General features: G+C 62.8%; 22 protein-coding genes. 9 read left to right on the top strand and 13 right to left on the bottom strand.

Annotation, left to right across the window (positions count from 1 at the left end; translation table 11 throughout):
- Positions 1 to 39: 39 nt before the first annotated feature.
- The 3 genes from CYJ07_RS11475 to CYJ07_RS11465 all read right to left on the bottom strand — a co-directional run bounded on the left by CYJ07_RS11475 (position 40) and on the right by CYJ07_RS11465 (position 2759).
- Positions 40 to 363 (bottom strand): antibiotic biosynthesis monooxygenase family protein, encoded by a 324-nt coding sequence (locus tag CYJ07_RS11475; RefSeq protein ID WP_104203839.1) that lies wholly within the window; start codon positions 361 to 363, stop codon positions 40 to 42.
- A 105-nt stretch (positions 364 to 468) separates the two neighbouring features.
- The gene (locus tag CYJ07_RS11470) at positions 469 to 1704 is read right to left on the bottom strand and encodes a DUF3422 domain-containing protein (protein ID WP_104203984.1); all 1236 of its coding nucleotides are present in this window, start codon (positions 1702 to 1704) and stop codon (positions 469 to 471) included.
- Between the two features lie 119 nt (positions 1705 to 1823).
- Entirely contained in the window at positions 1824 to 2759 is a 936-nt protein-coding gene (locus CYJ07_RS11465) for an alpha/beta hydrolase (RefSeq protein WP_104203838.1), read from the bottom strand.
- Positions 2760 to 2876: 117 nt separating this feature from the next.
- On the opposite strand from CYJ07_RS11465, the gene CYJ07_RS11460 reads away from it, so the two are divergent.
- On the top strand, positions 2877 to 3938 hold the full coding sequence (locus CYJ07_RS11460; protein WP_104203837.1) for an acyltransferase family protein: 1062 nt from the start codon (positions 2877 to 2879) through the stop codon (positions 3936 to 3938).
- An 82-nt stretch (positions 3939 to 4020) separates the two neighbouring features.
- On the top strand, positions 4021 to 4914 hold the full coding sequence (locus CYJ07_RS11455; RefSeq protein ID WP_104203836.1) for a universal stress protein: 894 nt from the start codon (positions 4021 to 4023) through the stop codon (positions 4912 to 4914).
- A 33-nt stretch (positions 4915 to 4947) separates the two neighbouring features.
- On the opposite strand, the gene CYJ07_RS11450 is transcribed toward CYJ07_RS11455, so the two are convergent.
- Complete coding sequence (locus CYJ07_RS11450; RefSeq protein ID WP_104203835.1) at positions 4948 to 5661, bottom strand: DUF3581 family protein; 714 nt, start codon at positions 5659 to 5661, stop codon at positions 4948 to 4950.
- A gap of 468 nt (positions 5662 to 6129) precedes the next feature.
- Between CYJ07_RS11450 and CYJ07_RS11445 the strand changes: the two genes are divergently transcribed.
- The 4 genes from CYJ07_RS11445 to CYJ07_RS11430 all read left to right on the top strand — a co-directional run bounded on the left by CYJ07_RS11445 (position 6130) and on the right by CYJ07_RS11430 (position 11482).
- On the top strand, positions 6130 to 6564 hold the full coding sequence (locus CYJ07_RS11445; RefSeq protein WP_231489617.1) for a hypothetical protein: 435 nt from the start codon (positions 6130 to 6132) through the stop codon (positions 6562 to 6564).
- Positions 6533 to 7735 (top strand): hypothetical protein, encoded by a 1203-nt coding sequence (locus CYJ07_RS11440; RefSeq protein WP_197038335.1) that lies wholly within the window; start codon positions 6533 to 6535, stop codon positions 7733 to 7735. Before CYJ07_RS11445 ends, CYJ07_RS11440 begins: the two co-directional genes overlap by 32 nt.
- Before the next feature lie 37 nt (positions 7736 to 7772).
- On the top strand, positions 7773 to 10580 hold the full coding sequence (locus tag CYJ07_RS11435; RefSeq protein WP_104203834.1) for a bifunctional diguanylate cyclase/phosphodiesterase: 2808 nt from the start codon (positions 7773 to 7775) through the stop codon (positions 10578 to 10580).
- 89 nt (positions 10581 to 10669) lie between these two features.
- On the top strand, positions 10670 to 11482 hold the full coding sequence (locus CYJ07_RS11430; protein ID WP_104203833.1) for a PEP-CTERM/exosortase system-associated acyltransferase: 813 nt from the start codon (positions 10670 to 10672) through the stop codon (positions 11480 to 11482).
- On the opposite strand, the gene CYJ07_RS11425 is transcribed toward CYJ07_RS11430, so the two are convergent.
- Genes CYJ07_RS11425 through CYJ07_RS11415 form a run of 3 tightly spaced genes read right to left on the bottom strand, consistent with a single transcriptional unit; the run spans position 11432 to position 13938 of the window.
- Complete coding sequence (locus tag CYJ07_RS11425) at positions 11432 to 12532, bottom strand: DUF3541 domain-containing protein (protein ID WP_104203832.1); 1101 nt, start codon at positions 12530 to 12532, stop codon at positions 11432 to 11434. The two genes, CYJ07_RS11430 and CYJ07_RS11425, sit on opposite strands and share 51 nt — an antisense overlap.
- Complete coding sequence (locus tag CYJ07_RS11420) at positions 12525 to 13292, bottom strand: trimeric intracellular cation channel family protein (protein ID WP_104203831.1); 768 nt, start codon at positions 13290 to 13292, stop codon at positions 12525 to 12527. Before CYJ07_RS11420 ends, CYJ07_RS11425 begins: the two co-directional genes overlap by 8 nt.
- Before the next feature lie 58 nt (positions 13293 to 13350).
- Positions 13351 to 13938, bottom strand: coding sequence for a helix-turn-helix domain-containing protein (locus CYJ07_RS11415; RefSeq protein ID WP_231489616.1), 588 nt, complete (start codon positions 13936 to 13938; stop codon positions 13351 to 13353).
- 292 nt (positions 13939 to 14230) lie between these two features.
- Between CYJ07_RS11415 and tdh the strand changes: the two genes are divergently transcribed.
- The 3 genes from tdh (at position 14231) to CYJ07_RS11400 (ending at position 18464) form a co-directional block, all read left to right on the top strand.
- Entirely contained in the window at positions 14231 to 15259 is a 1029-nt protein-coding gene (gene tdh, locus CYJ07_RS11410) for an L-threonine 3-dehydrogenase (protein WP_104203830.1), read from the top strand.
- A gap of 1 nt (position 15260) precedes the next feature.
- Positions 15261 to 16451 carry a glycine C-acetyltransferase gene (gene kbl, locus CYJ07_RS11405; protein WP_104203829.1) on the top strand — a complete coding sequence of 397 codons (1191 nt, stop codon included), beginning with the start codon at positions 15261 to 15263 and terminating at the stop codon, positions 16449 to 16451.
- A 336-nt stretch (positions 16452 to 16787) separates the two neighbouring features.
- Positions 16788 to 18464: an alpha-amylase family glycosyl hydrolase gene (locus tag CYJ07_RS11400; protein WP_104203828.1), complete on the top strand. Its 1677-nt coding sequence runs from the start codon at positions 16788 to 16790 to the stop codon at positions 18462 to 18464.
- Positions 18465 to 18821: 357 nt separating this feature from the next.
- Here CYJ07_RS11400 and CYJ07_RS11395 read toward each other — a convergent pair whose 3' ends face one another.
- The 6 genes from CYJ07_RS11395 to CYJ07_RS11370 form a co-directional block, all read right to left on the bottom strand.
- Entirely contained in the window at positions 18822 to 19973 is a 1152-nt protein-coding gene (locus CYJ07_RS11395) for a WD40 repeat domain-containing protein (RefSeq protein WP_231489615.1), read from the bottom strand.
- 77 nt (positions 19974 to 20050) lie between these two features.
- Positions 20051 to 21202, bottom strand: coding sequence for a WD40 repeat domain-containing protein (locus tag CYJ07_RS11390; protein WP_197038334.1), 1152 nt, complete (start codon positions 21200 to 21202; stop codon positions 20051 to 20053).
- Between the two features lie 77 nt (positions 21203 to 21279).
- Positions 21280 to 22527 carry a WD40 repeat domain-containing protein gene (locus tag CYJ07_RS11385; protein ID WP_197038333.1) on the bottom strand — a complete coding sequence of 416 codons (1248 nt, stop codon included), beginning with the start codon at positions 22525 to 22527 and terminating at the stop codon, positions 21280 to 21282.
- The gene (locus tag CYJ07_RS11380) at positions 22499 to 24397 is read right to left on the bottom strand and encodes an alpha/beta hydrolase (protein WP_104203826.1); all 1899 of its coding nucleotides are present in this window, start codon (positions 24395 to 24397) and stop codon (positions 22499 to 22501) included. The genes CYJ07_RS11385 and CYJ07_RS11380 overlap by 29 nt, the downstream gene beginning before the upstream one ends.
- Complete coding sequence (locus CYJ07_RS11375) at positions 24394 to 25200, bottom strand: DUF4123 domain-containing protein (protein ID WP_197038332.1); 807 nt, start codon at positions 25198 to 25200, stop codon at positions 24394 to 24396. Before CYJ07_RS11375 ends, CYJ07_RS11380 begins: the two co-directional genes overlap by 4 nt.
- A partial coding sequence (locus CYJ07_RS11370) for a type VI secretion system Vgr family protein (RefSeq protein WP_156085493.1) occupies positions 25191 to 26078 on the bottom strand: 888 nt, incomplete at its 5' end. The genes CYJ07_RS11375 and CYJ07_RS11370, both read right to left, overlap by 10 nt.

The following is a 26078-nucleotide window of genomic DNA, read 5'->3' as shown; positions in this document are numbered from 1 at the left end:
CTGGGCGGCCCGACAGCGCATGCCGGGCCGCAGGCCGCTTCAAGCATCGAGACCGTAGTCGCGCTCGACCCTGGCGATGCGTACCTTGAAGGTGGCGTACCAATCGCTGCGGCCGAGACGCTGAGCCTCGCGGTGCTCAACGTTCGCCTTCCAGCGCTTGATCGCCTCCAGACTCTCCCAGTAGGAAACGGTAACGCCCAGCTCATTGCGCACCGACTCCAGCCCGAGGAAGCCGGGCTGCTGGGCGGCGAGATCGACCATGCGCTCCGCCATCACGCCGTAACCGGCATCACCGTCGGTGCGAATCGAGGTGAAGATGACGGCATAGTAGGGCGGCTCGGGGGTGTTCGCGATGCGAGTCATGAATCCCTCCAGTGGCAGGGCGGATGCCGACGCCAGGCATCGCGTCGGCTGATCCGAGTATACGCGCAATGGCTCCTGGCTGGCGCCGTCCGGGAGCGCGAAGGCTCAGTGCCGCTTCACTCGCCAGATGCGCCAACCCAGCAAGCCGATGATCGCGCCTCCCAGCGGCACGAGGATGGCCGCCGTTGTCCGAGGCTCGATCTCGATGCCGAGCGCCGAGAGGCTCTCCAGAGCCAGCTTGAACAGGCTGAAGACGTAATAGCTGATCACGATGATCGACAGCCCTTCCACCGCCTTCTGGATCTTGAGCTGAATGCTGGCGCGCTCGTCGAGGCTATTCAGGATGCTCGAATTCTGCTCTTCGATCTCCACCTGGGCACGAGTACGCAGCAGGTCGTTCAACCTGGCAGCGCTCTGGGCCAGACTCTCCTGGCGACGATGAATGGCAGCGCAATAATGCACCGTGGGCCGAAAGCGGCGCAGGATGAAGGTACCGAGTCGTGGGCATTCACCGACCCGCGCCTCGCGCAGCTCCTCGATGCGGGCGTAGACGAGCCGGGCATACGCCTCGGTGGCGCTGAAGCGCTGGCGCGAGCGTGAACCGTTGCGCTCCAGCCGCGCCGACAACCGCGAGAGCGCTGTCAGCAGCGGCCTGGCACTGGCATTCTCCTGCTCGGCGTTGCGATCGGAAAGCTCGCCCAGCTCGGTCTCGTAGCCCTGCAGTTCGCCTGCCAGCTCCTTGGCCAGCGGCAGCGATAGCGACGCCATCATGCGGTAGGTCTCGATCTCGAGCAGGCGGCGCACCATGCGGCCGAGGCGAAAGGCATTGAGCCCATGGTTGACCAGCAACAGGCGATTGACCCCCGCGGCGGTGAGGCGGAAGTCGCTCCACACCGTGGCGTCACCGCCCCCCACACGGGAACCGGCAGGGTCGCTGAAGCCGAAAGCCTCGACGCTACCGTCCCAGGACTCCTCGGCCTCAACTCGCACCAGGCTGGCATTGATCAAACTATCGCGGTGCGCTTCGACGACCTCGACCAGTGAGGTTGGCGGGTCGGGCCAGGGATCGGTCTGCTGTGTCCGCGGCACCATCAGGGTCAGGGTGGAGAATTCGGTGTGCCGCTCCCACTTCAGCACGCTGCCGTCGTCGAGGGTGAGAATCTGCTGAGCCGCCTCGGTGTCGATGCCGCCTCGCGTGACCGTGCCTAGTCGCGCCAGCAGATCGTCGTGCTCGTCGGCGTCGGCGAAAAAAGCGTAGTGATGGACGTGGGCCGGCTCCGAGAAATAGATCGAGGGGCGTGCGTGCAGTTCGTTGTGCAGTTGCTGGCGCTGTGGGTGCATGTCGGGGGCCTGAAAGGTGTCGAGCAAAGAGCCTAATGAGTCTCATGGCACCATGACAACCCGCGGCTCGCTCCGCCAGGCGACTTCGGACCCAGTTCGGCTGCCTATCGGTCGTGGGTCTACCGTGGCCCCTGCATCGGCTCTCGTCCCTGCTCCTGTACCTGCATGGCCGCATCCACGGCAAGCGTCTCCATCGGCACCGGATAGTGTACGAACCGGGATATCCAGCTCAAGGCGCTGGGTAGGCTGGCCCGCCAGACACGCCAGGTATGGCCACCGTTGTACTCTTCGAACGACACTAGCTCGGGTTGGTGAGGGCGCAGTGCCTGGCGTACCAGACGGGCATGATGCACGGCATGATAGGTGTCGCTCTTGCCGGCGCTGAGGTAGAGCGGCACGACCTGCTCGGCTTCCAGATAGCCGTCGAGATGAGCCGTGTAGTTGCGCCGCCGCCATAGCTCGGCGTCAAAGTTGCCCTGAGCATCGAGAAAGGCCGGATGTCGCCATGCCGACGAATGACTGGGCGGCAGGGGGTGATAGCTTGCCGGGCTCAAGGCCGCGGCGGCGGCGAACAGTTCCGGCCGTTCGAGGATGAAATTGAGAGTGCCGAATCCGCCGGCGGAAAGCCCCGCGATGGCGCGCCACTCGCGCTGCGGCACGACCTGCCAGGTCGCCTCCACGTGGGGCATCAACTCCTCGAGAAATGCCGTGCGCGCCGCTTCGTTATGGCCATCGATCCACCAGCTCTCGCTGCCGGGCATGACGATGACCATTGGCGGCAGTATACCCTCGCGGATCAACCGGTCGGCCGTCTGGCGCAGCCTGCCTCGCTCGACCCAGTCGCGCTCGCTACCGAACGAGCCATGCAGCAGGTACAGTACCGGGTAGGCCAGGTTGGATTCCCGGTAGCCTTCGGGTAGGTAGAGCGTATAGGGATATTCCCGCCCCAACACCTCGGAAGGAAATCGATGGTAGGTGATCTCACCGGCCCGGGCCGACAGCCCCGTCAGCAGGCTGACACCCAGCAGCACGGCGAAGGCGCGCTTGATCGTCATGCAGTTGGCTCCCTGTGCCGGAAAAGACCATGTCGCAAAACGGAATTTCTTCGCTTCGTCATGGTCCGACATGTCGTCGATGCCTAATGTTCCGATTCCAGGGAAGGCCCGGGAGCCATGAAGCGAATCGAAGAAATCTATTGGCTGCGCTTCTACGGCTGCCTCGCCGTGTTCAGCTACCACTTCCTCGACCGGCTGAACCAGCACGTCGACAACGTCTATGTCGACCTGGCGCGGATTCCCACCGTGCTCGGCACGCCTATCTTCATCTTCATCTCGATTTTTCTGTTCTCGATACGCTACGGCAACGAACCACCGCACGGTTTTCTGCTCAAGCGTCTGCAATACGTGATGGTGCCGTATGTGGTCTACGGGCTCATCTATTCGCTCACCAGCTACGTGAATCTGAGGCGCAGCGGGGCATCGGTGGACCTGTCGTCCCATCTCGTCGAGTATTTGGTCTATGCCGGCTGGCATGGCTATTTCCTGATCATCGCCATGCAGTTCTACGCCTTTTACTGGCTTTACGCCCGCTTCGACCTGGAGCGTTGGCTCCACCCCGGCCCGTGGCTCGTGATCGGCAGTCTGACCAGCATCGCCTACTGGGGACTGACCCGCCACTTCGACATCGAGCCGCCCGGCTATCTGCTGTGGATCGCTCCGCTGGGTTGGATCTATCTGTTTTTTCTCGCCATGCTGCTGGTGCGGCACTACCCGCGGCTGGCGCCGGAGCGGTTGCCAGACGTGCCGTGGGTAGCCCGGCTGGCGCGGCCGGAGCTGCTGGCCGCATATGTCGCGGGCATCGTGCTGTTCACCCTGCTCGGCCAGTTGGAGTACTCATCCAAGGAGACTTGGGTGGTGCCCCTGTTCATTCTGTTCACGCTATACGCCATGACCCGATTGCGCCGCGTGCCGGCCACACCGTTGGTAAAGATCGTCAACCAATACTCCTTCGGCATCTACCTGGCACATCCGATGTTCTTCGCCATGGTGGACGCGCTTCAGGAATACATGGGCTTCTCCCTGCCCTTGTATGCCCTGCTTCTGATAGTGCTCGGCATGGCCGGCTCCATCGGCTTGAATCGGGTCGCCAATCGCGTGCCGGGCGGTGGCATGCTGTTCGGCAAGACTCTGTACGTTCCCGGTCTTCGCCAGACGGCTCCCAGCTCAGTGCGCTAGGCTATCGAGACGGTTATATCGAGCGGGCTCCCGCCGCCGGGCGCGGCGGCAAACGTCACGGTCAGGCTCAGGACACACGCCTATGACAACCGCAGCATCGATTACTCTGGTGATCGCGCCGGTGGACGATTCGCCCGCGGCTCGGGCCGGCGCACGCCATGCGGCGCTATTGGCCCAGCTGCTTCGAGTCCCCCTGCAACTGGTTCATGTGATGCCTCTCGCCCCGGCCGAGCTCAGCGACGTGCCAGCCAACCGCACCTCGGAAGAGGACCGCGACCGATCGCAGCGACACATGGCGGCGCGTGACGTCTTCGCCAGCGCCCGCCAAGCCATCGGGCCGACGCTCGCCCCACCCCCCGAGGAGATCATGCTGGAAGACGCCGGCTTCGTACGGCATCCGGCACGTATCATCATCGACCATGCCCACCGACAGCCCGGCTGCCTACTGGTAATCGGTGCCCGCCATCTGAGCGAGGTGGGCAAGTTCATGGCAGGCAGCTTCAGCGACGCGGTGATTCACGAGGCGCGCTGCCCCGTGACTCTGGTGCATCCCGAAGTGGATCACGAGACGATCCAACGCATCGGTCGAGTGCTGCTGCCGGTCGATGGTTCCCGCCATGGAGAGCGAGCCGCACGGCTAGCCGGTGAGCTGGCACGCAGTGCCGGCGCGCCTGTCGAAATGCTGTTCTGCCATCCTGGAGAACCACCGCCCCACTCACCGGGCGTGAGCGAGAGCGCCGAGATCTTCTCCCAGGCGCGCCAGCATCTGGGTAACATCCCGGCGGGCATCGCCGAGCGCGCGTTCCGCTGTAACGATTATGGCGAAGCAATCGCCGACTATGCGGATCGTCAGCGTGACAATCCGGTCATCGTAATGGGGCGCCGGGGACAGGGTGCCTGGCGAGAGAAATTATTGGGCAGCGTCAGCCACCGGGTCATTAGCTTGGCGCACTGCCCGGTCACCGTCACGGTGTGAGGTGCGGCCGCAACCGAAACCTGGCCCGTCGGATCAGCCTGTGACCTCGTACGCCGACCTCAGCCGGTAGAATTCGGTGACGATCTCTTCCATGGCCGCAGCGTCATAGGCGCACAGCCCGCTGACGACCAGCTTCTTCGAGCCGCTCCCCACCGGCTTGCCGCGGTCGTTGATGCGAAATTCGAGGCGTACGTCGCCGCGCTTGCCGAGCACGTCCAGGCGCGAATCGATCAGCTCCAGCGAAGGCTCGGTCAGGTCGAGCCGGTCGAGCGAGAAGCCCATGCTGTCGTAGATCACCAGCGGGCGGCGCGGATTGAACATGACCCCCTGCGCCTCGAACAGCGGCTTGAGCACATGAGGAAAATTCTTGCCCGAGAAGGCCACGTAGCATCGGGTGAAGGCCTCGATGGCGGTTGCGTTCCGGCTCGTCTCGCCCTCTCGACAAACGTCCAGGTACTGCTTCCCTTCGTCATCGCAGACCTGCACCTGCCCCACCTCGGGCTCCTCCAGGCACAGCGGAGTATCGTCGCCAACCATATTGCGAAAACGGAACTCCATGTGACGGGAAAGCCCGAAGCGACTCAGCACCAAGGCGAAGAGCAGGTCTCCCGGTACACAAAAACGCCGGGCTCCCTCATCATGTATGGGATTGAAGTCACCGGCGACACGCTTGGCGAAGTTGCTGGCTTGCTGCGCGGAGATACGCACACGGGCGCCCGTGCGTGTGTGGTAGGGATCGAGAAACATGCGTGCTCTGGCCTTTCCTTGGTATGTCTCGGAGGCGAGATGATGCCATCTTTCCTGTCGACGAAGCCACCGCGACCCATCAACACCGGCGGCGTTGACAGCTCAATTCCTATAAGCTCTTGAAACTATGCTAGTGTGTCAAACGAAACGAAGAAAACCATAGCACTGCGGGCGCCGACCCTGCCTCGTCATTGCGCCGAAATAGCGTATATTAGGCGGTAGGGTCGCCGGCCCGAGTAAAAACATAAGAATCAGGGAGCATGACTTGCCGAGAATCGACGCACCGACTCGGCATAGGGGATCGGGGGAATTCATTATCGAAACGCTCATGACTTCCCGGCCGTACTCGTACGGAGGCCAGCCGGGAACGGGAGCCGCCGCCTTGCCCTCACGAACGGGCCAAGCAGTGGAACTCGTCCGCTCGTATTGCATGCCCGCTCTCGGCCAATCTGACCGGGAAGGTGGCGCGTGGCGAGGCTGATACGACTGCTATGGCTGATAGCGCTGGCGACGATGGTGTCCGTGCCCATTGGCGCCAATGAGCCGTCGATCCTGCTGATAGCCCACCCCGATGTCGATACCCATCGCCTGACACGCGACACCACGCGTGCCGTATTCGCCATGCGCCAGCGCACCTGGCCGAACGGTCAGGCGGTGCGCGTCTTCGTCTTGCCCAACGATCACCCCGTTCATGCCCGCTTCGCCAAGGAGCGACTCAGCGTGTACCCCCATCAGCTTCAACTGGCATGGGACCGCATGGTGTTCTCAGGCACTGGCCAGGCACCCAACCGGGTCGGCAGCCAGCCCGAAATGCTGGAACGTATCGCCTCCACCCCCGGCGCCCTTGGCTATCTGGAAAGGGAGTATCTGGATGATCGAGTCCAAGTCATTGCGATGGACTAGCCCGCTGCTGCTGGCTCTGACCCTTGCGGCACCGCTGGCCGCGGGGCAGGAGGGGCCGTTAGATACGCTGCAGCTCCATGGCTTCCTCAGCCAGGCTCTGGTCGTGACCGACCACAACGATTTCTTCGGCCCCAGCAGTAGCGGGTCGGGCAGCCTGAAATTCACCGAAATCGGGGCCAACGCCTCGTTCCGCCCGCATCAGGACGTATTGATCGCCGCCCAGGTGCTGAGCCGCCGTGCCGGTGGCGAAGGCAGTGATGCCCGTCCGGTGCTCGACTATGGGGTCGTCGACTATCAGCCGCTCTCGGATCAGCAGCGCACCTTGGGGGTCCAGGTGGGCCGCTTCAAGAACCCTTTCGGCTTCTACAACCAGACACGGGATGTAGCCTTCACCCGCCCCAGCATCCTGTTGCCGCAATCGATCTATTTCGATCGCACACGTTCACTCGGGCTCGCGGCCGATGGGATTACCGCGTACTACGAGGAACGCGTGCCTACCGGCACTCTTCGCGCCCAGGTAGGTGTGGGCGACACTCAGGCCGGCGACGATCTGCGTCGTACCATGCGCCTGGAAAACACGCCCGGCTCACTGGAACCTCGGCTTTCGGCTATTGGCCAGGTGCGCTATGAACATGACGGCGGACGTGTAGTCGCAGCCGTCAGTGCCGCCAGCGCACGAGCGCGCTTCGAATCCGACACGCCCGGCATGAGCGACGGTGACTTCCATTTCCGCCCTTGGATATTGTCGCTGCAATACAACGCTGAACATTGGAGCCTCACCGGGGAGTATGCGCTGCGCACTTCTACCTTGCAGGGCTTCGCCAATCCCTTCCTCAATTTCGACGTCACCGGCGAAAGCTGGTACGTGCAATATACACGCCGCTTCAATGACGATTGGCAGTGGCTGGTGCGCTACGACAGTTTGGTCAACAATCGCGACGACCGTTCAGGCAGCCGCTTCGAGGCCATGGGCGGCGGCCCCGCACATACGCAATATGCCAAGGATCTGACCCTGGGATTGCAGTGGAACGTGACGCCTCGGGTATTACTGGCGGCGGAGTACCACCATATCGATGGCACCGGTTGGCTACCGCTACAGGATGAACCCGATCCCGCCGAGACCCGACGCTACTGGAATATGATGCTGTTCCAGGCCTCGTTCCGCTTTTGACCGTTCGCTTTGAGCGACCCGGCCCGGGACCGATTGCATGAACGCCTCGAGACTCCCTGACAATCGACAGCGCCTCAGCCTTACCTGGCGAGTCCTAGCTCTCAGCAGCCTGTTGCTGCTGGCGCTGGTGGTGCTTTTTACCTGGCTCGGCCACGCCAATCTGAGCCGTCAGTTCGAGGAGAGTCGCCGCGAGCATCACGAGCGCGAAGCGCGTGAGCTTCGCCTCGCCCTACAGCGCTCCGAGGCCAGCCTGCAGCAGCTGGCGGCGCTGGCAGCCGCATCGCCGGACTTGGGGCCGGCACTGGCGACGGGCGATGAAGTGGAACTGGTAGAGTCGCTATCGCCACAGTGGCCCACGCTGCAACTCGAGGCCGGCGTGGATGAAATCCTCGTCTTCGACGCTGAGGGGCGCCAGCTCGCCGAATGGGGCGAGCCCCAGGCCGACAGGGAGCGACCGCTGCAGGTTTGGGTGCAGCAGGTGATGGAAACCGAGTTCCCGCTGTCCGCTCTACGTTGCGCCGATGACTGCCGTCAGTACGCCGCCGTCCCCATCCTGGTCGCCGGCGAGAGCGTGGGCATGGTGATCCTGTCACGCTCGCTGGCCGACGTGACCCGCCAGGCCCACCAGGTTTCGGGCAGCGATGTGGCCTTGCTGATCACCGGCGCCAACGGCGTGGAGACCGCGCCCGAGCGGTATCTGGAGAACTGGAACGGTCACCTGATCGCGATGACGCGCCAGGATGCCTATCTCTCGCTGCTGCATGAAGCCGAGCGAACCACCTCGCTCGAGGAGTTGCTGGCCTCGCCGCTGCAGCTGCGCCACGACAATCGCGACTACGAGCTGAGCGCAGTACGCATGGAAACCGACCAGAGCCGCCGCCGCACCGGTTACTTCCTGCTGGCCGCCGATCTCACCGCCCAGATCCGCGCCATCAAGCAGGATACGCGCACGTTGATGCTGGTAGGGATCGGTGGCTGGCTGGCCGCTGAGTTATTGCTGCTGGTCATTCTGCTACGCCCAATGGCGAGGCTACGCCGGCTCGCCGAGGTCCTCCCGGCCCTGGCCCGCGGTGGCTTCGCCGAGACTCGCCGCGCGATTCCCGTCCCGCAGCGTCGCCTACTCGACGAGATCGACGTACTGGAAGGTACCACCCTGGCGCTGTCCGATCAGTTGGAGACGCTGGAGCGTGAGGTCAGCGCCCGTGGCGCCCAGCTCGCCGAACGCGTGGACGAACTGGCGCATGAGCGCGACTTCGTCGGCAGCCTGCTCGATACCGCCCGGGTCTTCATCGTGACTCAGGACGCACAGGGCCGCATCACGTTGGTCAATGCATACGCACTGGCCGTCATGGCTACCCAGAAGGAGCGCCTGCTGGGGAGAATGTTCGATGATGTGTTCGTTTCACGTTCGGGTAGCGACCCGAGTGGCGAGGTTGCCATGGAGGAGCGAAGCCTGATCACCGCTGATGGACGCCAGCACACCATTGCCTGGTACCACGCCCCTTTGCCCTCTCGCGGGGATGAACGGGCGGCACGCATCTCGGTCGGCCTCGACATCACCGAGCGCAAGCTGGCCGAAGCGCGGCTGACCTGGCTGGCCGAGCGCGATCCGCTCACTGAACTCTATAACCGTCGCCACTTCCAGGAAGCGCTGGGCAACGTCATGCAACGTGGCCGCAGCGGTGCCGTGCTGTTGCTGGATCTCGATCGGTTCAAGGACGTCAACGAACTCAGCGGTCATCACACCGGCGACCGCCTGCTGCGTATGGTGGGCGACACGCTGTTCCAGGAGTTCGGTCACCGCGGCGTCATCGCACGGCTAGGCGGGGACGAATTCGCCCTGTTGCTGGAGGGGGCCGATGCCCGCCAGGCCATCTGTATCGCCAAGCAGATCACACCGCTGCTCGACAGCACCGGCCTGGATGCGGGCGGTCAGCGCCATCGTGCCACCGCCAGCCTCGGTATTGCGCTATTCCCGGTGCATGGCGATAACCCCGCCGACCTGATGGCCAGCGCCGATCTGGCGATGTACAAGGCCAAGGAGAGCAGTTCGCAGCGTTGGCATCTGCTATCGACCCTGGAGCGCGCCAAGGACGAGCTGCAGGAGCGTGTCTACTGGGTAGAGCGCATTCGGCAAGCGATTGAAGAAGATGGCTTCGAACTGTTGGCGCAACCGATCATGCGACTGAGCGATGGCGATGTTCGTCATTACGAAGTGCTGCTGCGCATGCGGGGCCCCAAGGGGGACCTGATCTCGCCGGTGCATTTCATTCCGGTGGCGGAACGCAGCGGACAGATCGTTCAGCTCGATCGCTGGGTCCTGCGTCATAGCCTGAAAGCCCTGAGCCAGGTCCAGGAGCAGGGCGTCAGCCTATCGGTCAACCTCTCGGGGCAGACCCTCCACGACGCGGGGCTCAAGCAGTTCCTGATGGATGAACTTACCGCTTCCGGAGCCGACCCGAACCACCTGATCCTCGAGATCACCGAAACTGCCGCCGTGACCGACTTCTCCAGCGCCCGCGGCGTGCTCCAGGCGCTTCGCGACCTGGGCTGTCGCACCGCACTGGACGACTTCGGCGTCGGCTTCAGCAGCTTTCACTATCTCGGCGAGTTGCCGGTGGATTTCATCAAGATAGATGGGGCGTTCATTCGCACGCTGGTCACGAACCCGGAGAGTCAGGTCATCGTCAAGGCGATCACCGACATCGCCAGCGGCTTCGGCAAACAGACCATAGCCGAATTCGTCGATCAGCCGGCACTGGTACCGATACTGCAGTCCTACGGCATTGCCTATGGCCAGGGATATCACTTGGGCAAACCGGCACCGCTGCGGGATATCTTCTGATTGGTGTTCGATTCGCATCGACTACTTTGCAACAAAGAGGATGTATCCATAACGTAATCGCTACCACGTCTAGCGCAAGGAGTGCACCGATGGGAAACCGCAGGACACCCGCGCAGGGAACGGCCAGCCGCAACAGTCAGTTCGAACGGCTGCTCGATGAGTTTTCCCTCAAGCTGGCCAGTAACGACGATGACAGGCAGCGCGTCTATCGCTTGAGGCATGAGGTCTACTGCCAGGAAATCGGTTATACCCCACCCGACAACGGGGTCTCCAACATGGAGCTCGATGCCTACGATGACAGTGCCTTGCACTGCCTGATGGTACATCGACAGTCGGGCATCGACGCGGGGTGCTTCCGCCTGGTCCTGCCCGACCCTGACCCTGAACAGCCCGACCTGCGGCTTCCATTGCAGGAATACGGTGGTACGAGCCTGACCCACGCCACCCTGCACCCCTGTCGCCTGCCCCTCGACGAAATCTGCGAAATATCACGCTTCGCCACGGCCCGAGCCTTCCGCAACCGCCCCATTTGCCACGAAACCCTGGACGACACACGCCTCGCCTACACCTTTTCCGAGGAAGAGCGACGAGTCTTCCCACTGATCACCATCTCGCTGTTCCTTGCCACCCATGCCCTGGTAGAACTGGTGGGGCGTCGGCACATCTTCGCCATGATGGCGTCTCGGCTGCCCCGCCTGCTGGCCATGTCGGGCTTCCGCTTCACGCGTATCGGTGATCCCATCGAGCTACACGGTACACGCAACGCCTTCTACATCGACAATGTGGTGGCCAAGCGCGAGATGAACCCTGCGCTGGTCATGCCCTACCAGTTGATCCGCTCACGCCTGGCCTCACAGCTGCCGCTCTCCGTCGTCGACCGGGAACAGCTCGGACTCTGGTAGCCACCGTGACAGGTCGGGGCCGGGGTGGAGCTGCCCCGGCCAGGTGAGCACCATGATCGCCAGCACGTTGCGATGCTCGCCGTGAATCAGGTCGGTACTGCCCGAAGTCGACGGGATGATGCCCGACTGCGGATCGATCGCCGCGACCAGGGCCTGACGTATACGCCCCACGGCGGGATGATTCGCCTGGCCGGCCAGCAGGAATGACAGCGCCACCTCGGCCTGAATGTCCGCCGTCGCCTCGTTCACGATGCGATCGATCTCTCTGGAGAAGGCGTCCAGGATCCAGGCGTGTCGCTCGGGCTCCACCCAGCGCTGATAGTAGCGGCTGTCGGCGATCACCACGTGGGTCATGCCGTAGAGTCGATTGTGGTAAGCGGCCTCGTCCAGCAGCGCCGTGTCGGTGGGGGGGTAAACCCTCTGGAAGGCAACGCGAACCTCGCGGCGCAGGTCGACGATACCGAGCTGGTGAAGGAATTCGGTCTGGTTCGCTACCTGAGCCGCATAGATGCGGATAACCTCGGGGTCGGTGAGAAAGGCTCGCCACTCCAGGCTCGCCAGGTAGTCGAGCGCACGGTCATGCTCGGGCAAGCGTACCAGCAGGCCGTAATAGTCGGCCTGGATCAGGCGGAAAAGCAACTGGCGGCCGAAGGCGACCTCCCCCCACTCAGAGAGCATGGCCTGGCGCGCACGCTGCTTGGCGGTGCGCCGTGCATGCCCGGCAACGATCTCCCGTCCGCGGGCCGCCCCGTGGCCGGGCTCCTCCAGCCCAGCGATGTCATGCTGGAGCTGGGATAACAGCCGACGACCGTGTGCCTCCATAGGAGCGAGATATGCCGGGTCCCCTCCGATGCGATAGAGCCGCTGGGCATAGTGGCGCTGCTTGTCGTGGGGCAGTTCGTGCAGAGCGGCATCGTAGATGACCTGGATAGCGCGGCCGGCCTCCCGGGGCGTCGGCGTCGGAGCCAGGGCGACGCAGCCGGCCAGCCAGGCCAGCAGCAGCAGAGCGTAGGCGCGACCCAAGAAGCTGCGCCGCGTCCACCTAGGCATCGCCCGCGCCTCGCTTCTCCCGGGCCCGCTTGGGCGAGATCATGCGTACCCTGGCCTTGGATCGGGGAGGGTCCCGCCTGTCGCGCTTGCCCGCGTCGTTCTCCGTCGATTCGATCGCGTCCGGGGGTGGCGCCGGCGGGTGGATCACGACCCAGGCAAAGACCGGCAGCGAAATTCCCCAGTATATGGCCGCCAGGCGCAACCCAAGCGTCATGGCCAGTGCCAAGCCGATGGCGATCCCCGGCGGAACGCCCAGCGCCCCCAACCCGACGTAGGTGATGCCGCCGGCAATAGAGGCAGTGGCGTAGACTTCCTGGCGCAGCACCATGGGGACGCGGCGCGCCAGCACCTCACGCACCATGCCCCCCGCCACGCCCGTCAACAGCCCCATCAATACCGCCACCACACCGGGTGCCTCGAGCTGCAACGCCTTGTGCGCGCCGATCACCGTGAACAGCGCCAGGCCGAAGGCATCGGCCACCGGCAGGAATACTCGCGACAGACGATGGATATAGTGGAAGCCGACGATGGACAGACCCACCGTGGCCAAGATCACCCACAGGTAGGTAGGATCGGCGACCCAGAACACCGGACGCACGCCGAGCACCAGGTCGCGCAGGGTGCCACCGCCGATACCGGTGACGGCGGCCAGCACCAGCATGCCGAACGGATCCATGCGCGAGCGACAGGCGAGTATCACCCCCGACAGCGCAAACACGATGACGCCCGCCATGTCCAGCCAATAGACCAGGCCTGCCACAGCGCCTCCTCATTGCCAAACGTAAAGGGAGTGACGAGCCGCTCTGCTGCTCGCCCGCTTACTGATAGGTCACCACAAGGAAGGCGATCAGCTCCTCGTCGCCACGGTTCACGATGGTGTGTTCGAGGTCGGCGTGGTAGTGAGCCGAATCGCCGGGGTTCAATTCGCAGCGGTTGTCGCCGGCCAGTACGGCGGCGCGGCCACGCGTGACAGTGAGCAGTTCCCGCGTTCCCTCGAAGTGCGCCGCACTGTGCAAACGGGCGCCGGGAGCGAGACGTATCTCGTAGAACTCGACGTTTTTCTCCATGTGCAACGGCGAGAGCGTGCGTATGCGGCACTCGTGGTCGTCACGGAACAACTGGCTGGTGTCGTCGCTGCGCACCACCTCGATGCGCGACGCCGTCCACGGCTGGTCCACCAGGTCGCCGATATTCATGCCGAAGGCCTGGGCGATGCGCAGCGTCACTGCCAGGGTGGGATTGGCCCTGCCCCGCTCGATCTGGCTGAGCATCGAGCGACTGACACCGGAAGCCGCTGCCAGCTGTTCCAGCGTGAGCCCACGCTTCTTGCGCAGTTCGATCACACGGCCGGAGAGGGCCTGGCTGCCCGCCTCGCCCGGAGACTCCACCGCTGTTCTGTCTTCCACCCGCTGCTCCTCTCTACCGTATGCCTGGGAGCCGATGCCTAACCGCGCCGTAGGAGGCGGCGCGCAGGCGAACTCCATCATAAGGGAAATTAATCTTGTATATTGGATTGTTTCTGCAATACTGGAAATCACTCTCTTATCCTAAACACCCCGATGCGAATTGCCAGCGCCGTTCGCACCGACGATTCCAGCACCACTGACCGTTCCTGAATTCACTGTCCACTCCACACTCTGCCCGAAACCCGAACCCTGTCCTGAACCCCGAACCCAAGACAAGCGAGAAGGTAACGACATGAAAGCACTGGTCAAGAAGGAGGCGGCACCCGGCCTATGGCTGGAAGACGTACCGGCTCCCGAGGTCGGCATCAACGACGTGCTGATCAAGGTGAAGCGCACGGCGATCTGCGGCACCGACGTGCACATCTACAAGTGGGATAGCTGGGCGCAAAAGACCATTCCCGTGCCTATGGTGGTGGGACACGAGTTCGTCGGCGAGATCGTCGAGGTGGGCTCCAACGTCAACGACTTCCATCCGGGCCAGATCGTTTCCGGCGAGGGCCACGTGGTGTGCGGCCGCTGCCGCAACTGTCTGGCCGGGCGCCGCCATTTGTGCGCTCACACCAGCGGCGTGGGGGTGAATCGCCCGGGGGCCTTCGCCGAGTACGTGTCGCTGCCCATGTCCAACGTGTGGGAACACAAGCCGGGCATCGATCTCGACGTGGCCGCCCTGTTCGACCCATTGGGCAACGCCGTGCACACCGCGCTGCAGTACGATCTGCTCGGCGAGGACGTGCTGATCACCGGCGCCGGGCCGATCGGCGCAATGGCCGCTGCGGTATGCCGTCATGCCGGCGCGCGCCACGTGGTAATTACCGATCTCAATCCGGGGCGTCTGGAACTGGCCTCTCGCCTGGGGGCCACTCGCACGGTGAACGTCGGGCGCGAGAATCTTGCCGACGTGCAGCGCGAGCTGGGCCTCACCGAGGGCTTTGACGTAGGCCTGGAAATGTCCGGCAGCCCCGCCGCGCTGCGCGACATGCTGGCCAACATGTGCCACGGCGGCAAGATCGCCATGCTCGGCATCCCCACCGAGGAGATCGGCATCGACTGGAATACGGTAATCTTCAACATGCTGACATTGAAGGGAATCTACGGCCGCGAGATGTACGAGACCTGGTACAAGATGTCGGTGATGATCGAGTCCGGCCTCGATATCTCGCCGGTGATCACCCATCGTTTGCCTTACACCGAGTTTCAGCGCGGCTTCGATGCCATGCTGAGCGGAGAAGCGAGCAAGGTCGTTCTCAACTGGGAGTCATGACATGTACGGAGCCTTTCAGCAGCACCTGCGCGGCGAGCTCGACGCCATTCGCCAGGCCGGACTGTACAAGCACGAGCGCCAGCTGACCACGCCTCAGGGGGCGCATGTGGGCATCAATGCCGGCCAGGAGGTACTCAACCTGTGCGCAAACAACTACCTAGGCCTGGCCCAGCACCCGGAGGTCAACGCCGCCGCCAGGGCCGGGCTCGAGGAGTGGGGCTACGGCCTGGCCTCTGTGCGTTTCATCTGCGGTACCCAAAGCCTGCACAAGCAGCTCGAACAGCGCCTGACCGACTTCCTCGGCACGGAGGACACCATCCTCTACCCCTCTTGCTTCGACGCCAACGGCGGGCTGTTCGAGACCCTGCTCGGCGCCGAGGATGCGGTAATCTCCGATGAACTCAACCATGCCAGCATCATCGACGGTGTCCGGCTGTCCAAGGCCAAGCGCTATCGTTACCGCAACAACGACATGGCCGACCTGGAGCAGCAGCTCAAGGCCGCCGAACGCGACGGCGCCCGTTTCAAGCTGATCACCACCGACGGCGTGTTCTCCATGGACGGCTACATCGCCCGACTCGACGAGATCTGCAACCTGGCCGAACGCTACGGGGCGCTCGTGCATTTCGACGATTGCCACGCCACCGGCTTCCTCGGCGAAGGCGGGCGCGGCACCCATGAATACCGCGGCTGCATGGACCGCATCGACATCACCACCGGCACCCTGGGCAAGGCGCTGGGCGGTGCCAGCGGCGGCTACACCAGCGGCAAGCGCGAGGTGATCGAGCTGCTGCGCCAGCGCTCGCGTCCGTATCTCTTCTCCAATACCGTGGCACCGCCGGTAATCGCCGGCGCGCTGAAGGCCATCGAACTCGCCGCGGAATCACGTGAGTTGCGCGAGCGGCTTAAGGAGAACACCGCCTTCTTCCGCGAAGGGCTCGAGCGGCTTGGCTTCGAACTGCTGCCCGGTGAGCACCCTATAGTCCCCGTGATGCTGCACGACGCCGGCCTTGCCGGTCGCTTCGCCGAGGAAATGCTCAAGGAGGGGATCTACGTGATCGCCTTCTCCTACCCGGTGGTCCCCCAGGGCAAGGCGCGCATCCGCACCCAGATGTCCGCAGCGCTGACCCGCGACGACCTGGAAGCGGCACTCGCCGCCTTCGGCCGGGTGAAGGAGCGTTTGGGCCTTTAGAGCGCCTTTCCCAACGCCTGGTAGCGCTCGACCGCGCCGGCCTGCTCATGCAGCGGATCGAGCCCCATGCGCGGTGGTTTCGCTTCCATCACTATTTTCTCCATCAGAATCAGCGCATACAAAGCCGCGAGGAGGCCATCGCCCTGGCCGGCGAGCTGCTCTCCCGCATCGGGGGGGGAACCAGCCGCCTCCCCCCGTCTAGCCCGGTCCGCGCAGGACGTAGAAGTTTTCCCCGGGACGCTTCACGTCACCCTGTCATGAGCATTTTCGTCACAATCGCTGTCGTCACAGGTACGGCCTTTGCCGACGATGCCAGGACACCGACAGGGGCACGACATGAGCAGACAGACGATCCATGGCAAGCAGGGGCAGGATTGGTGGCGCGGCGCAGTGATCTACCAGATCTATCCGCGCAGCTTCATGGACAGCAATGGCGACGGTATCGGCGACCTGCCGGGGGTGATCGACAAGCTCGACTACATCGCCTCGCTGGGGGTCGATGCCATCTGGCTGTCGCCCTTCTTCACCTCGCCGATGAAGGACTTCGGCTACGACGTGTCCGATTATCGCGGGGTCGACCCCATGTTCGGCACGCTGGACGACTTCGACCGTCTGGTGAAGGCCGCACATGCCCGCGGCTTGAAGGTAACAATCGATCAGGTGCTGTCGCATACCTCCGATCAGCACCCGTGGTTCCTCGAGAGCCGGGCGAGCCGCGACAACCCCAAGGCCGACTGGTACGTCTGGGCCGATGCCAAGCCCGACGGTTCCCCGCCCACCAACTGGCAGTCGGTCTTCGGCGGCAGCTCATGGCAGTGGGATACCCACCGCTGCCAGTACTACCTGCACAACTTCCTCGCCAGCCAGCCGGATCTCAACTTCCGCAACCCGGCGGTAGTCGAAGCGATCCTCGACGAGGTGCGCTTCTGGCTGGATCGCGGTGTCGACGGCTTTCGCCTCGACGCCATCAACTTCTGCACTCACGGCGAACTCAAGGACAACCCGCCGCGGACCAAGGCGGTGGAGAGCTTCCTCGGGGTGCGTCCGGACAACCCCTACGGCTTCCAGCAACATCTGTACGACAAGACCCAGCCGGAGAATCTGGTCTTTCTTGAGCAGCTGCGCGCACTGCTCGACGAATACCCCGGCACCACCGGCCTCGGCGAGGTGGGCGACGACGATTCGCTGAACGTGATGGCCGCCTATACGCAGGGCGGCCGCCGCCTGCACATGGCCTACTCCTTCGATCTGCTCGGCGAGCGCCACGACCCCGTGTTCCTGCATCGGACGATGACCGCCATGGAGGCGTGCATCGGCGACGGCTGGCCATGCTGGGCGCTGGGCAATCACGACGTGCCTCGAGTCGCCACGCGCTGGCACGCCGAAGGCGATCTGGCCAAGCTGCGCCTCTATATGGCCTTCCTGCTCACTCAGCGCGGCAGCGTATGCCTCTATCAGGGCGAGGAGCTGGGCTTGACCGAGGCCGAGCTGACCCTGGAGCAACTCGTCGACCCGGCGGGTATCACCTTTTGGCCGGCCTACAAAGGACGCGACGGCTGCCGCACGCCCCACCCTTGGTGCGGCGTTACCCAGCACGGCGACTTCTCCCGGGGCCAGCCCTGGCTTCCGGTGCCCGACGAGCACCTGGATCTGGCCATGAACCAGCAGGATGGCGATCCCGATTCGCTGCTCAATGCCTATCGCGCCTTCCTCACCTTCCGTCGCGAGCACATGGCGCTGGTGAAGGGGGAGGTTCGCTACCACCCGGTGCGCGACGGCGTGCTGTGCCTGGAGCGCAGCCACCCCGGTGACGCGCCGCGAGAGCGGCTGCTGGTAGCACTCAACTTCAACGATGCCCCCCGCGAGCTACCGGCACCGGGCCAGGCGAGCCCGCTCGACGATGCGCCGGCCTGGGTCGACGGCACCTGGAGCGAAGGCCGGCTACGGCTGCCGCCCCACGGCATTGCCATCGCCCGCTGTCCCGTCGGGGAGGGTGCCGCATGGGACGTCTGACACTGACCGGATCGGCAAGGATTACGAAGGGATAGAGGTCTCGCGCGACATCGACCTGACATTGAGGACGGCGAGTTCGCCGTCTTCGTCGAGCTGCTCGACCCGGTCGCCGTCGCACTGCCGTACGCCTGCCAATGGCGAGATGCTGGCCTACCTGGCGGATGGACAACGGATCGAGCTGGGCCTTCCCGGCGAACGTTGTTACCTATTCGGCGCCGACGGCGTGGCCTACCAAGGCAGGTGAACTTTTCCGAGGTGACGCCTTGAGTCGAGCCCGGCAGGCGTCATGGTGTTCGAGGGGAACGACGGTCAGCCAATCGCTGGCTGCAATTCGCACCCTCGGGCGAAGACCGCGCCTCACCGGCCTACCCACTCCTTCGTCAGGGTGCGCGCATCGGGATCGTAGCGATAAACATTGATGCCGCCGTCGAACGCTTGTCCAGTGACCAACAGGTTGGCTTCCGGCGCCGAGTCGATGCTCAGGTTGCGTGAGTAGTTGTTGACCGAGGGGAACGGGTTTCTCCCTAGGTCGAGATAAGCCTGCGGCCAGGGATTGCCTGCCTCGAATAGCGCGGCATAGGTGCGACTCATACCCTCGCCGTCGTCATGCGCATAGCCGATACGTAGGAACTCTTCACTGCCGTTGATAAAGGCGATGGCGATTGTCGTCGGCGTGGTCAAGGAGCGAATATTTCCCCATTTGTCCGGCCTGCTGGACTCGGGCACGGGTATCAGACCACTTTTATCCCAATACTCATCTGTCTCCAGTCCATCTGGCAAGTCTTCAAGCAGAACCCCACTCAAATAGTCTGCCATCCGATGGCGAATTTCTGGTATATCTGTGTTCCAAAAAAAACCCAGAGTATTCTCGTCACCGCTTACCGCCCACTGCCCATCCGGGCTGATCGTAGCATCTACCTTGTATGAGTTTCCTGGCAACATGGCGATGGGTTGAAAGGTATCGAGATCCCATAGCGTCACGCCCGTATAGTTGCTAAAACGACGCTCAGGTGCCACCGCAGCCACTTCCTCAATGCTTAAGCTCTCGCGGTCCCCCAGACCTGCCGATACGAACTTACGTCCCTCCTCCGAGAGGGTAATTTTCAATATCTTGCCTGATCCTTGGAAGCTGGGAGAAATGCCATCTTGCATGACAGGTCGCATCGCTTCTCCATGGCCGTGAAAAATATTCCAGTCGATATCGGAGGCCAGATAGTTGGACAAGGTAGAATCCATTACATGTCCATAGGTGGGAAAATGCTCGAATGCTTCGATCACCTCGCCAGTAACGCGCTGCACGCGAACGATATTATCAAGGCCCTGCCACAAGAAAGCGTCACTCTCGTCAATAAAGTAGGCGCTGTAGAGGTTGGCCGATTCCGATAGTACCTCTCGCTCCCGCTTCTCCAGGTTCCATAGCACAAGCCGAGAGTCTTCATGCACGCTGATCACGTAGCGACCATCCGTCGACACGCTCAGCGAGGTCACAGGTTCCAGCCGGCTGTGCAAGAAGAATCCGTAAGCCGCCACGCTGAGGGTTATAGCAACCGCGAGAGTCGTACGCCCTGCTACGGTACGTCGGGACGTCACCGGCCTACCCACTCCTTCGTCAGGGTGCGCGCATCGGGATCGTAGCGATAGACATTGATGCCGCCCTCGAAAGCTTGTCCAGTGACCAACAGGTTGGCTTCCGGCGCCGAGTCGATGCTCAGGTTGCGTGAGTAGTTGTTGACCGAGGGGAACGGGCTTCTCCCTAGGTCGAGATAAGCCTGCGGCCAAGGATTGCCTGCATCGAATAGCGCGGCATAGGTGCGACTCATGCCCCCGCTTTCATAATGTGCATAGCCAATACGCAGAAACTCTTCGCTGCCGTTGATAAAAGCGATAGCGATTGTCGTTGGAGTCGCCAGAGAGCGGATACTTCCCCACTTGTCCGGCTTGCTGGACTCCGGCACGGAGATCAGCTGGCTGGTGTCCCAATTTCTAGGATCACCTTCTTCATAGGGGGCATCATCAAGATAAATACCTCCATCATAGTCAGCCATTCGTTGGCGGTTTTCTGGCGAATCAGTGTGCCAAAACAGCCCGATGGTATTCTCATCGCCGCTGATCACCCACTGTCCGTCCGGGCTGATGGTGGCATAGGTCTTTGAGGAGTTGCCGGGCAGCTTCGCCACGGGCGCCAGGGTATCGAGACTCCATAGCGTGACACCACCGTAGCTGGAGGAGAAGCGGAACGCCTTCTCTTCCCGCACCGGCGGGGAATCCTCCAGCTCCCCGCCGGGACTGCCCGAGCCGCCGGAGACGAAGTAACGGCCACCGATCGACAGGTTCAGCACCTGTCCCGTTCCCGTGAAGCTGGGGCTACGGCTGTCGCGCAATACGGGGCGCAATGCATCGCCATGGCCGTGATAGATATTCCAGGTCTCATTTGCGGAGAGATAATCCTGCATGTCAGAGGACATCACGTGGCCATAGGTGGGAAAGTGCTCGAAGGCCTCGATCACCTCCCCATCGATACGCTGCACACGGACGACGTCATCCAGATCCTGCCACAGAAAGGCATCGCTCTCTTCAATAAAGTAGGCGCTATAAAGATTGGCCGATTCCGACAGCACCTCCCGCTTTCGCTTCTCCAGATCCCACAGCACCAACCGGGCATCTTCGTGAATGCTGACCACGTAGCGGCCATCCGACGATACGCTCAGCGAGGTCACAGGTTCCAGCCGGCTGTGCAAGAAGAATCCGTAAGCCGCCACGCTGAGGGTTAGAGCAACCGCGAGAGTCGTATGCCCTGCTACGGTACGTCGGGACGTCACCGACCCACCCACTCCTTCGTCAGGGTGCGTGTCTCGGGATCGTAGCGATAGACATTGATGCCGCCGTCGAACGCTTGTCCAGTGACCAACAGGTTGGCTTCCGGCGCCGAGTCGATGCTCAGGTTGCGTGAGTAGTTGTTGACCGAGGGGAACGGGTTTCTCCCTAGGTCGAGATAAGCCTGCGGCCAGGGATTGCCTGCCTCGAATAGCGCGGCATAGGTGCGACTCATACCCTCGCCGTCGTCATGTGCATAGCCGATGCGCAGGAACTCTTCGCTGCCGTTGATAAAGGCGATAGCGATTGTCGTCGGCGTGGCTAGTGAACGAGTATTTCCCCACTTATCAGCTTTGGTGGATTTCGGCACGGCTATCAGATGGCTTTCATCCCAGTATTCGTCTTCTTGTAGTCCTTCTGGAAGACCTTCGCGAAAAATACCGTGATCATAGCTGGCCATTCGGTACCGAGTTTCTGGCGAATCTGTTTTCCAGAAAAAACCTAGAGTATTCTCGTCACCGCTGACTACCCACTGCCCATCCGGGCTGATCGTAGCATCTACCTTGTATGAGTTTCCTGGCAACATGGCGATGGGTTGAAAGGTATCGAGATCCCATAGCGTCACGCCCGTATAGTTGCTAAAACGACGCTCAGGTGCCACCGCAGCCACTTCCTCAATGCTTGGGCTCTCGCGGTCCCCCAGGCCTGCCGATACGAACTTACGTCCCTCCTCCGAGAGAGTAATCTTCAATATCTTGCCTGATCCTTGGAAGCTGGGAGAAATGCCATCTTGCATGACAGGTCGCATCGCTTCTCCATGGCCGTGAAAAATATTCCAGTCGATATCGGAGGCCAGATAGTTGGACAAGGTAGAATCCATTACATGTCCATAGGTGGGAAAGTGCTCGAACTCTTCAATCACCTCGCCAGTAACGCGCTGCACGCGCACGATATTATCAAGGCCCTGCCACAAGAAGGCGTCACTCTCTTCAATAAAGTAGGCGCTGTAGATATTTGCCTCGCTGGAAAGCACCTCCCGCTTCCTGCGCTCGATATCCCATAACACGAACTTACCGTCCTGATGGGTTGTGACTGCGTACCTTCCGTCGCTGGATACACCGAGCGCCGTAACAGGCTCAAGCCTGTCCAAGAACTGCCAGGCCGACACTCCGAAAGCCAGGAATATGAACAAGACCGCCCCAAGCCCGATTATTTTTTTCCTAGATTGGTTCATAATCACCGAATCCACTATCCCTTATCAAGGGCCTGACAACTCCCTCTTGATAACTTTTTTCAAATATCTCATCGCTGGGAATTCGCATCCCTGAATGATCGAACAGCCAAGAAGTCTGATCAACAAAGTCATACGCTTTATCACCCAGCTTTCTCTCGATAAATCGATTCTCTACCCTCACCGCACCAAACCCAATATGCCCCAGCGCTGCGCGCGGTGTCTTCCCTGCCCGCCACTGCCTTTTCACCAGGGCCTCCAGGCTGTCGATGTAGCGGGCCGCTGAGGCTTCAGAGATCACGGCGTGGTGCGCCAATGGCGCCAGCAAGCGATAGGTGGGCAGCGCTTCGCCGCTGGCCAAGGCGTCTCGCGCCTCCTGAATCGCCAGTTCCCTGAAGGCTTGCCAGCCTCGCGCCGCGCGCTCCCTGCCGTAGGGGTCCGGCCCCGCCGGTGGCTGGCTGGGAATCGGTGGCCTCACGGTATGGGCCGGCGCCTTGTCGACATAGTATTGCGTGATGGGTCCCGCCAGGCCGATGGGAAATACCCACCACTTCTTGCCGTAGGCCCCACCCGCCGAGCCGATCAGCTCGTCCACCTGGTCATTGGCAAGAACGACGCCTCCCACCCAACGGCCCAGTTGGAGAGGTGTGGTTATCCTGTCCCGGATTCGCTGCCAGAAATCAGGCGTCTCGCTTCGCGGCGGGCCGAGAATACCGTCCTCCTGGGAATGCAGCACGACCACCTTGCGTACCGCCTTGTGGGCCTCTGGGAACACGCCCATGCCCAGCGGGTGGCTGTCCTGCGAGGGGTCGTCCACCAAGGCGTTGTCCGCCACGGCGGGCTGCCACAGGTAGAGATTGTCCAGCACCTGGCGCTGGCCCTGTTCGCCGAGAATGTTGAGGGCGGTAAGAATGACACGCGCCCCGAGGGAGTGGCTGATCACGTTGATGGCTATGCCGGCATCATGAAGCTGGGCCAGCAGCGCCACCAGACGCCGCCCCGCGGCCATGGCGTTGAGTTCCGCCTGGAAGAAGTCCACCGCCCCGGTGTCGCCGGGCCAGGCGATCCCGACGATGCGGGTGTACGGACGCCAATCGTCGTCGGTCATGCCGGCGGCGCGATTGAGTCGATACTCCATGTGGACGTACCAGTTGTGCGCCCCGCTGCCGTTGATCATCCCTTCGACCTGCTCGGGATTGGCACTGAACGGAGAAATGGCATGATTCCTACCAGGACCGGGAGGAAGCGGAATGGTCAGGCCATCCGTATCCTGTCGAATGGTGGCAACGCGTGCACTTCCCGAAGGAACCAACAGAGGCCTATCGGTGACGCCATCGCGCTGCTCCCAGCCGGCAAAGTGCCGATAGCTGCCATAGGCCACGTTGTAGCCGTGCAGGAACAGGGTGGCGTTGTTGCCGGCCAGGCGCAGCTGTTCAAGCTGCTCGTCGCTGAGCCGATCCGATGCCTCCGGGGCCGCCTCTTCGCGCAGATTGATGCCGATGGGCGGCGGCAGGTAGACCGCGCGTAGCGAGGTTTCGTCCGCGGCGACATCGCACTCCGGCGGAGCCGCCGCGGCCCACCGCGGATCACACGGCACGTCGTCGACCGCGACGAGATGCTGGCCCTCGCGGCCAAGCAGTTGCCAGGCCACCTTGCCGGGCGTCACTCCCTCGTGACGGCTTATCCCATCCGCGTCGATTCGGGCTCGGTACGTCTGGCGGCCGATATCGCAAAGCTCCACTTCGGTGCCTGCCGGCAAGGGCCGGCCCAGAGTATCGCGATGCTCGATGAGCACCGTCACGCTCACGCAGCAATGGGCAGGCATGCTGTCCCCCGTCGGGGAAGAGCGGCTGGGCTGTAGCACGGGTGGGGCTAGCGTATCGCTCATGAGATCACCTTATCCGCTTCGTGCGATGTCGCTACCTGTTCACGCAGTTGGGCGAGCCGTTGCTGCCATGAACCGGCATAGCGCTTCAGGCTGTCCATTTGCTGCGGCGAAAGAGGGAGTCGGCAGTCCGCCTCGGCTAGCGCGCGACACCCTTCCCACTGGGCGTACTCGGTCGGCAGCGCCAGCTCCTGCATTTGCTCCAGCCAGGCCTCCACGCAGGCCTCGGTCAGCGCATGCTCACCGGCCAGCTGCCGGCTGAACACGCCTTCTCGCCAGGCTTGCATGGATTGTTGATGAGCAAATGTCAGCAGGAAGTCGTCGCTCGAGGGAGCCCAATCCAGGCTATTTGGCGACTCGAGACGCCACGCATGACCGGCGGCAACGCCATGCATCAGCCGGGCGGGTCCCAGCAGGCGAGCAATGTCGCCTTGGCTCAACGCTCCCTCGAGCGCTGCGTACAAGCGCGGGTCGGCGTAGCGAAACAGGGCCGGCGGCCCCGCCTGGCGTCGTACTTGCGTCAGGCTACGCCAGTGCTCGACCAGTGAGGCCAAGGAAGCAGTCGAGTGAATCGCAATGGCCACGCCCTGCTCGACCCAACGTGCCAGGATGGCCTCGGCGCGTGGCGTAGAGGGCAGGATCAGCAAAGGGCCATGCATGGCGTGCTGACGATACGCGGTCTGCAGGTACAACAGCTGGTACGTCGGCGTATCGTCCGCCTCGAACATCTGTCGATGCGCCTGGGGAAACAGTGCGAGGTCGGTCAGGTAGAACACCTGCTCCCGTGAAGCGGACATCAGCGACATGGACACTCCTCCCCTAGAGCACAGGCCGCCACACTCGACGCCTCGCCCGTGGCCAGCCGCTGGCATATCTCGATTACTGCCGCTCCCTGCTGGGCGGCCGACAGCAACTGCTCGTGCCGGATGGGCGCGATCGCCTCATGACTCTCCGGCGTCGCACCGCCCGGCAGCAGTGCCCCTGCGGCCCCTTGCCCGCGCCCTACTCCCGGGCTGCCGCCGGAGTTGATCTTGACCTGGGCGCCGACGATGGTGACGCCGCTGGGGTCGAGCTTGATAAAGCTGCCGCCGGCGTTCAGCGTAATCTCGGCTCCGGCGTCAATGACCGTCTTGCTGCCGGCATGGTGGTGTATCTCCTGGCCGGCCTCGATGAGTTGGGCGCGGCCGTACTTCTCGTGGCGGCTGGCGTCGACGATGAGGTGATCGTCGCCGTCGACCTGGGTATGGCGCTGGCCATGTACCGTCAGGTGATCGTCATTGTCGATTTCCGCGATGCGGTCGTGATGCACGGTGAGGAAGCTGTCGTTACCGATCTCCTCGGTGCGGTCGTTATTGGTGAGCAGCTCCAGGTCCTTCTGGGCGTGGACCCAGATCTGCTCCTCGTCGGCCTCGTCCTCGAAGCGCAGCTCGTTGAAGCCTTCGCCCTTGTGGCTCTGGGTACGGATGACGGTACGCGTCTTGTGCTCGGGCAGCGGGTACGGCGGCGTGTTGACCGCGTGGTAGGTGCGCCCGGTGATCAGCGGCTGGTCGGGGTCGCCCTCGAGAAAGGAGACGATCACCTCGTGGCCGATCCGGGGGATGGCCAGGCTGCCGTAGCCGCCGCCGGCCCAGCCCTGGCTGACCCGGATCCAGGCACTCGCCGTTTCGTTGGGCTCGGCGTAGCG

It is taken from the genome of Billgrantia saliphila, assembly GCF_002930105.1.
GTDB lineage: Bacteria > Pseudomonadota > Gammaproteobacteria > Pseudomonadales > Halomonadaceae > Halomonas > Halomonas saliphila.
Note: the sequence above shows the minus strand (reverse complement) of the source record. Positions and strands in the feature narration are given on the sequence as shown.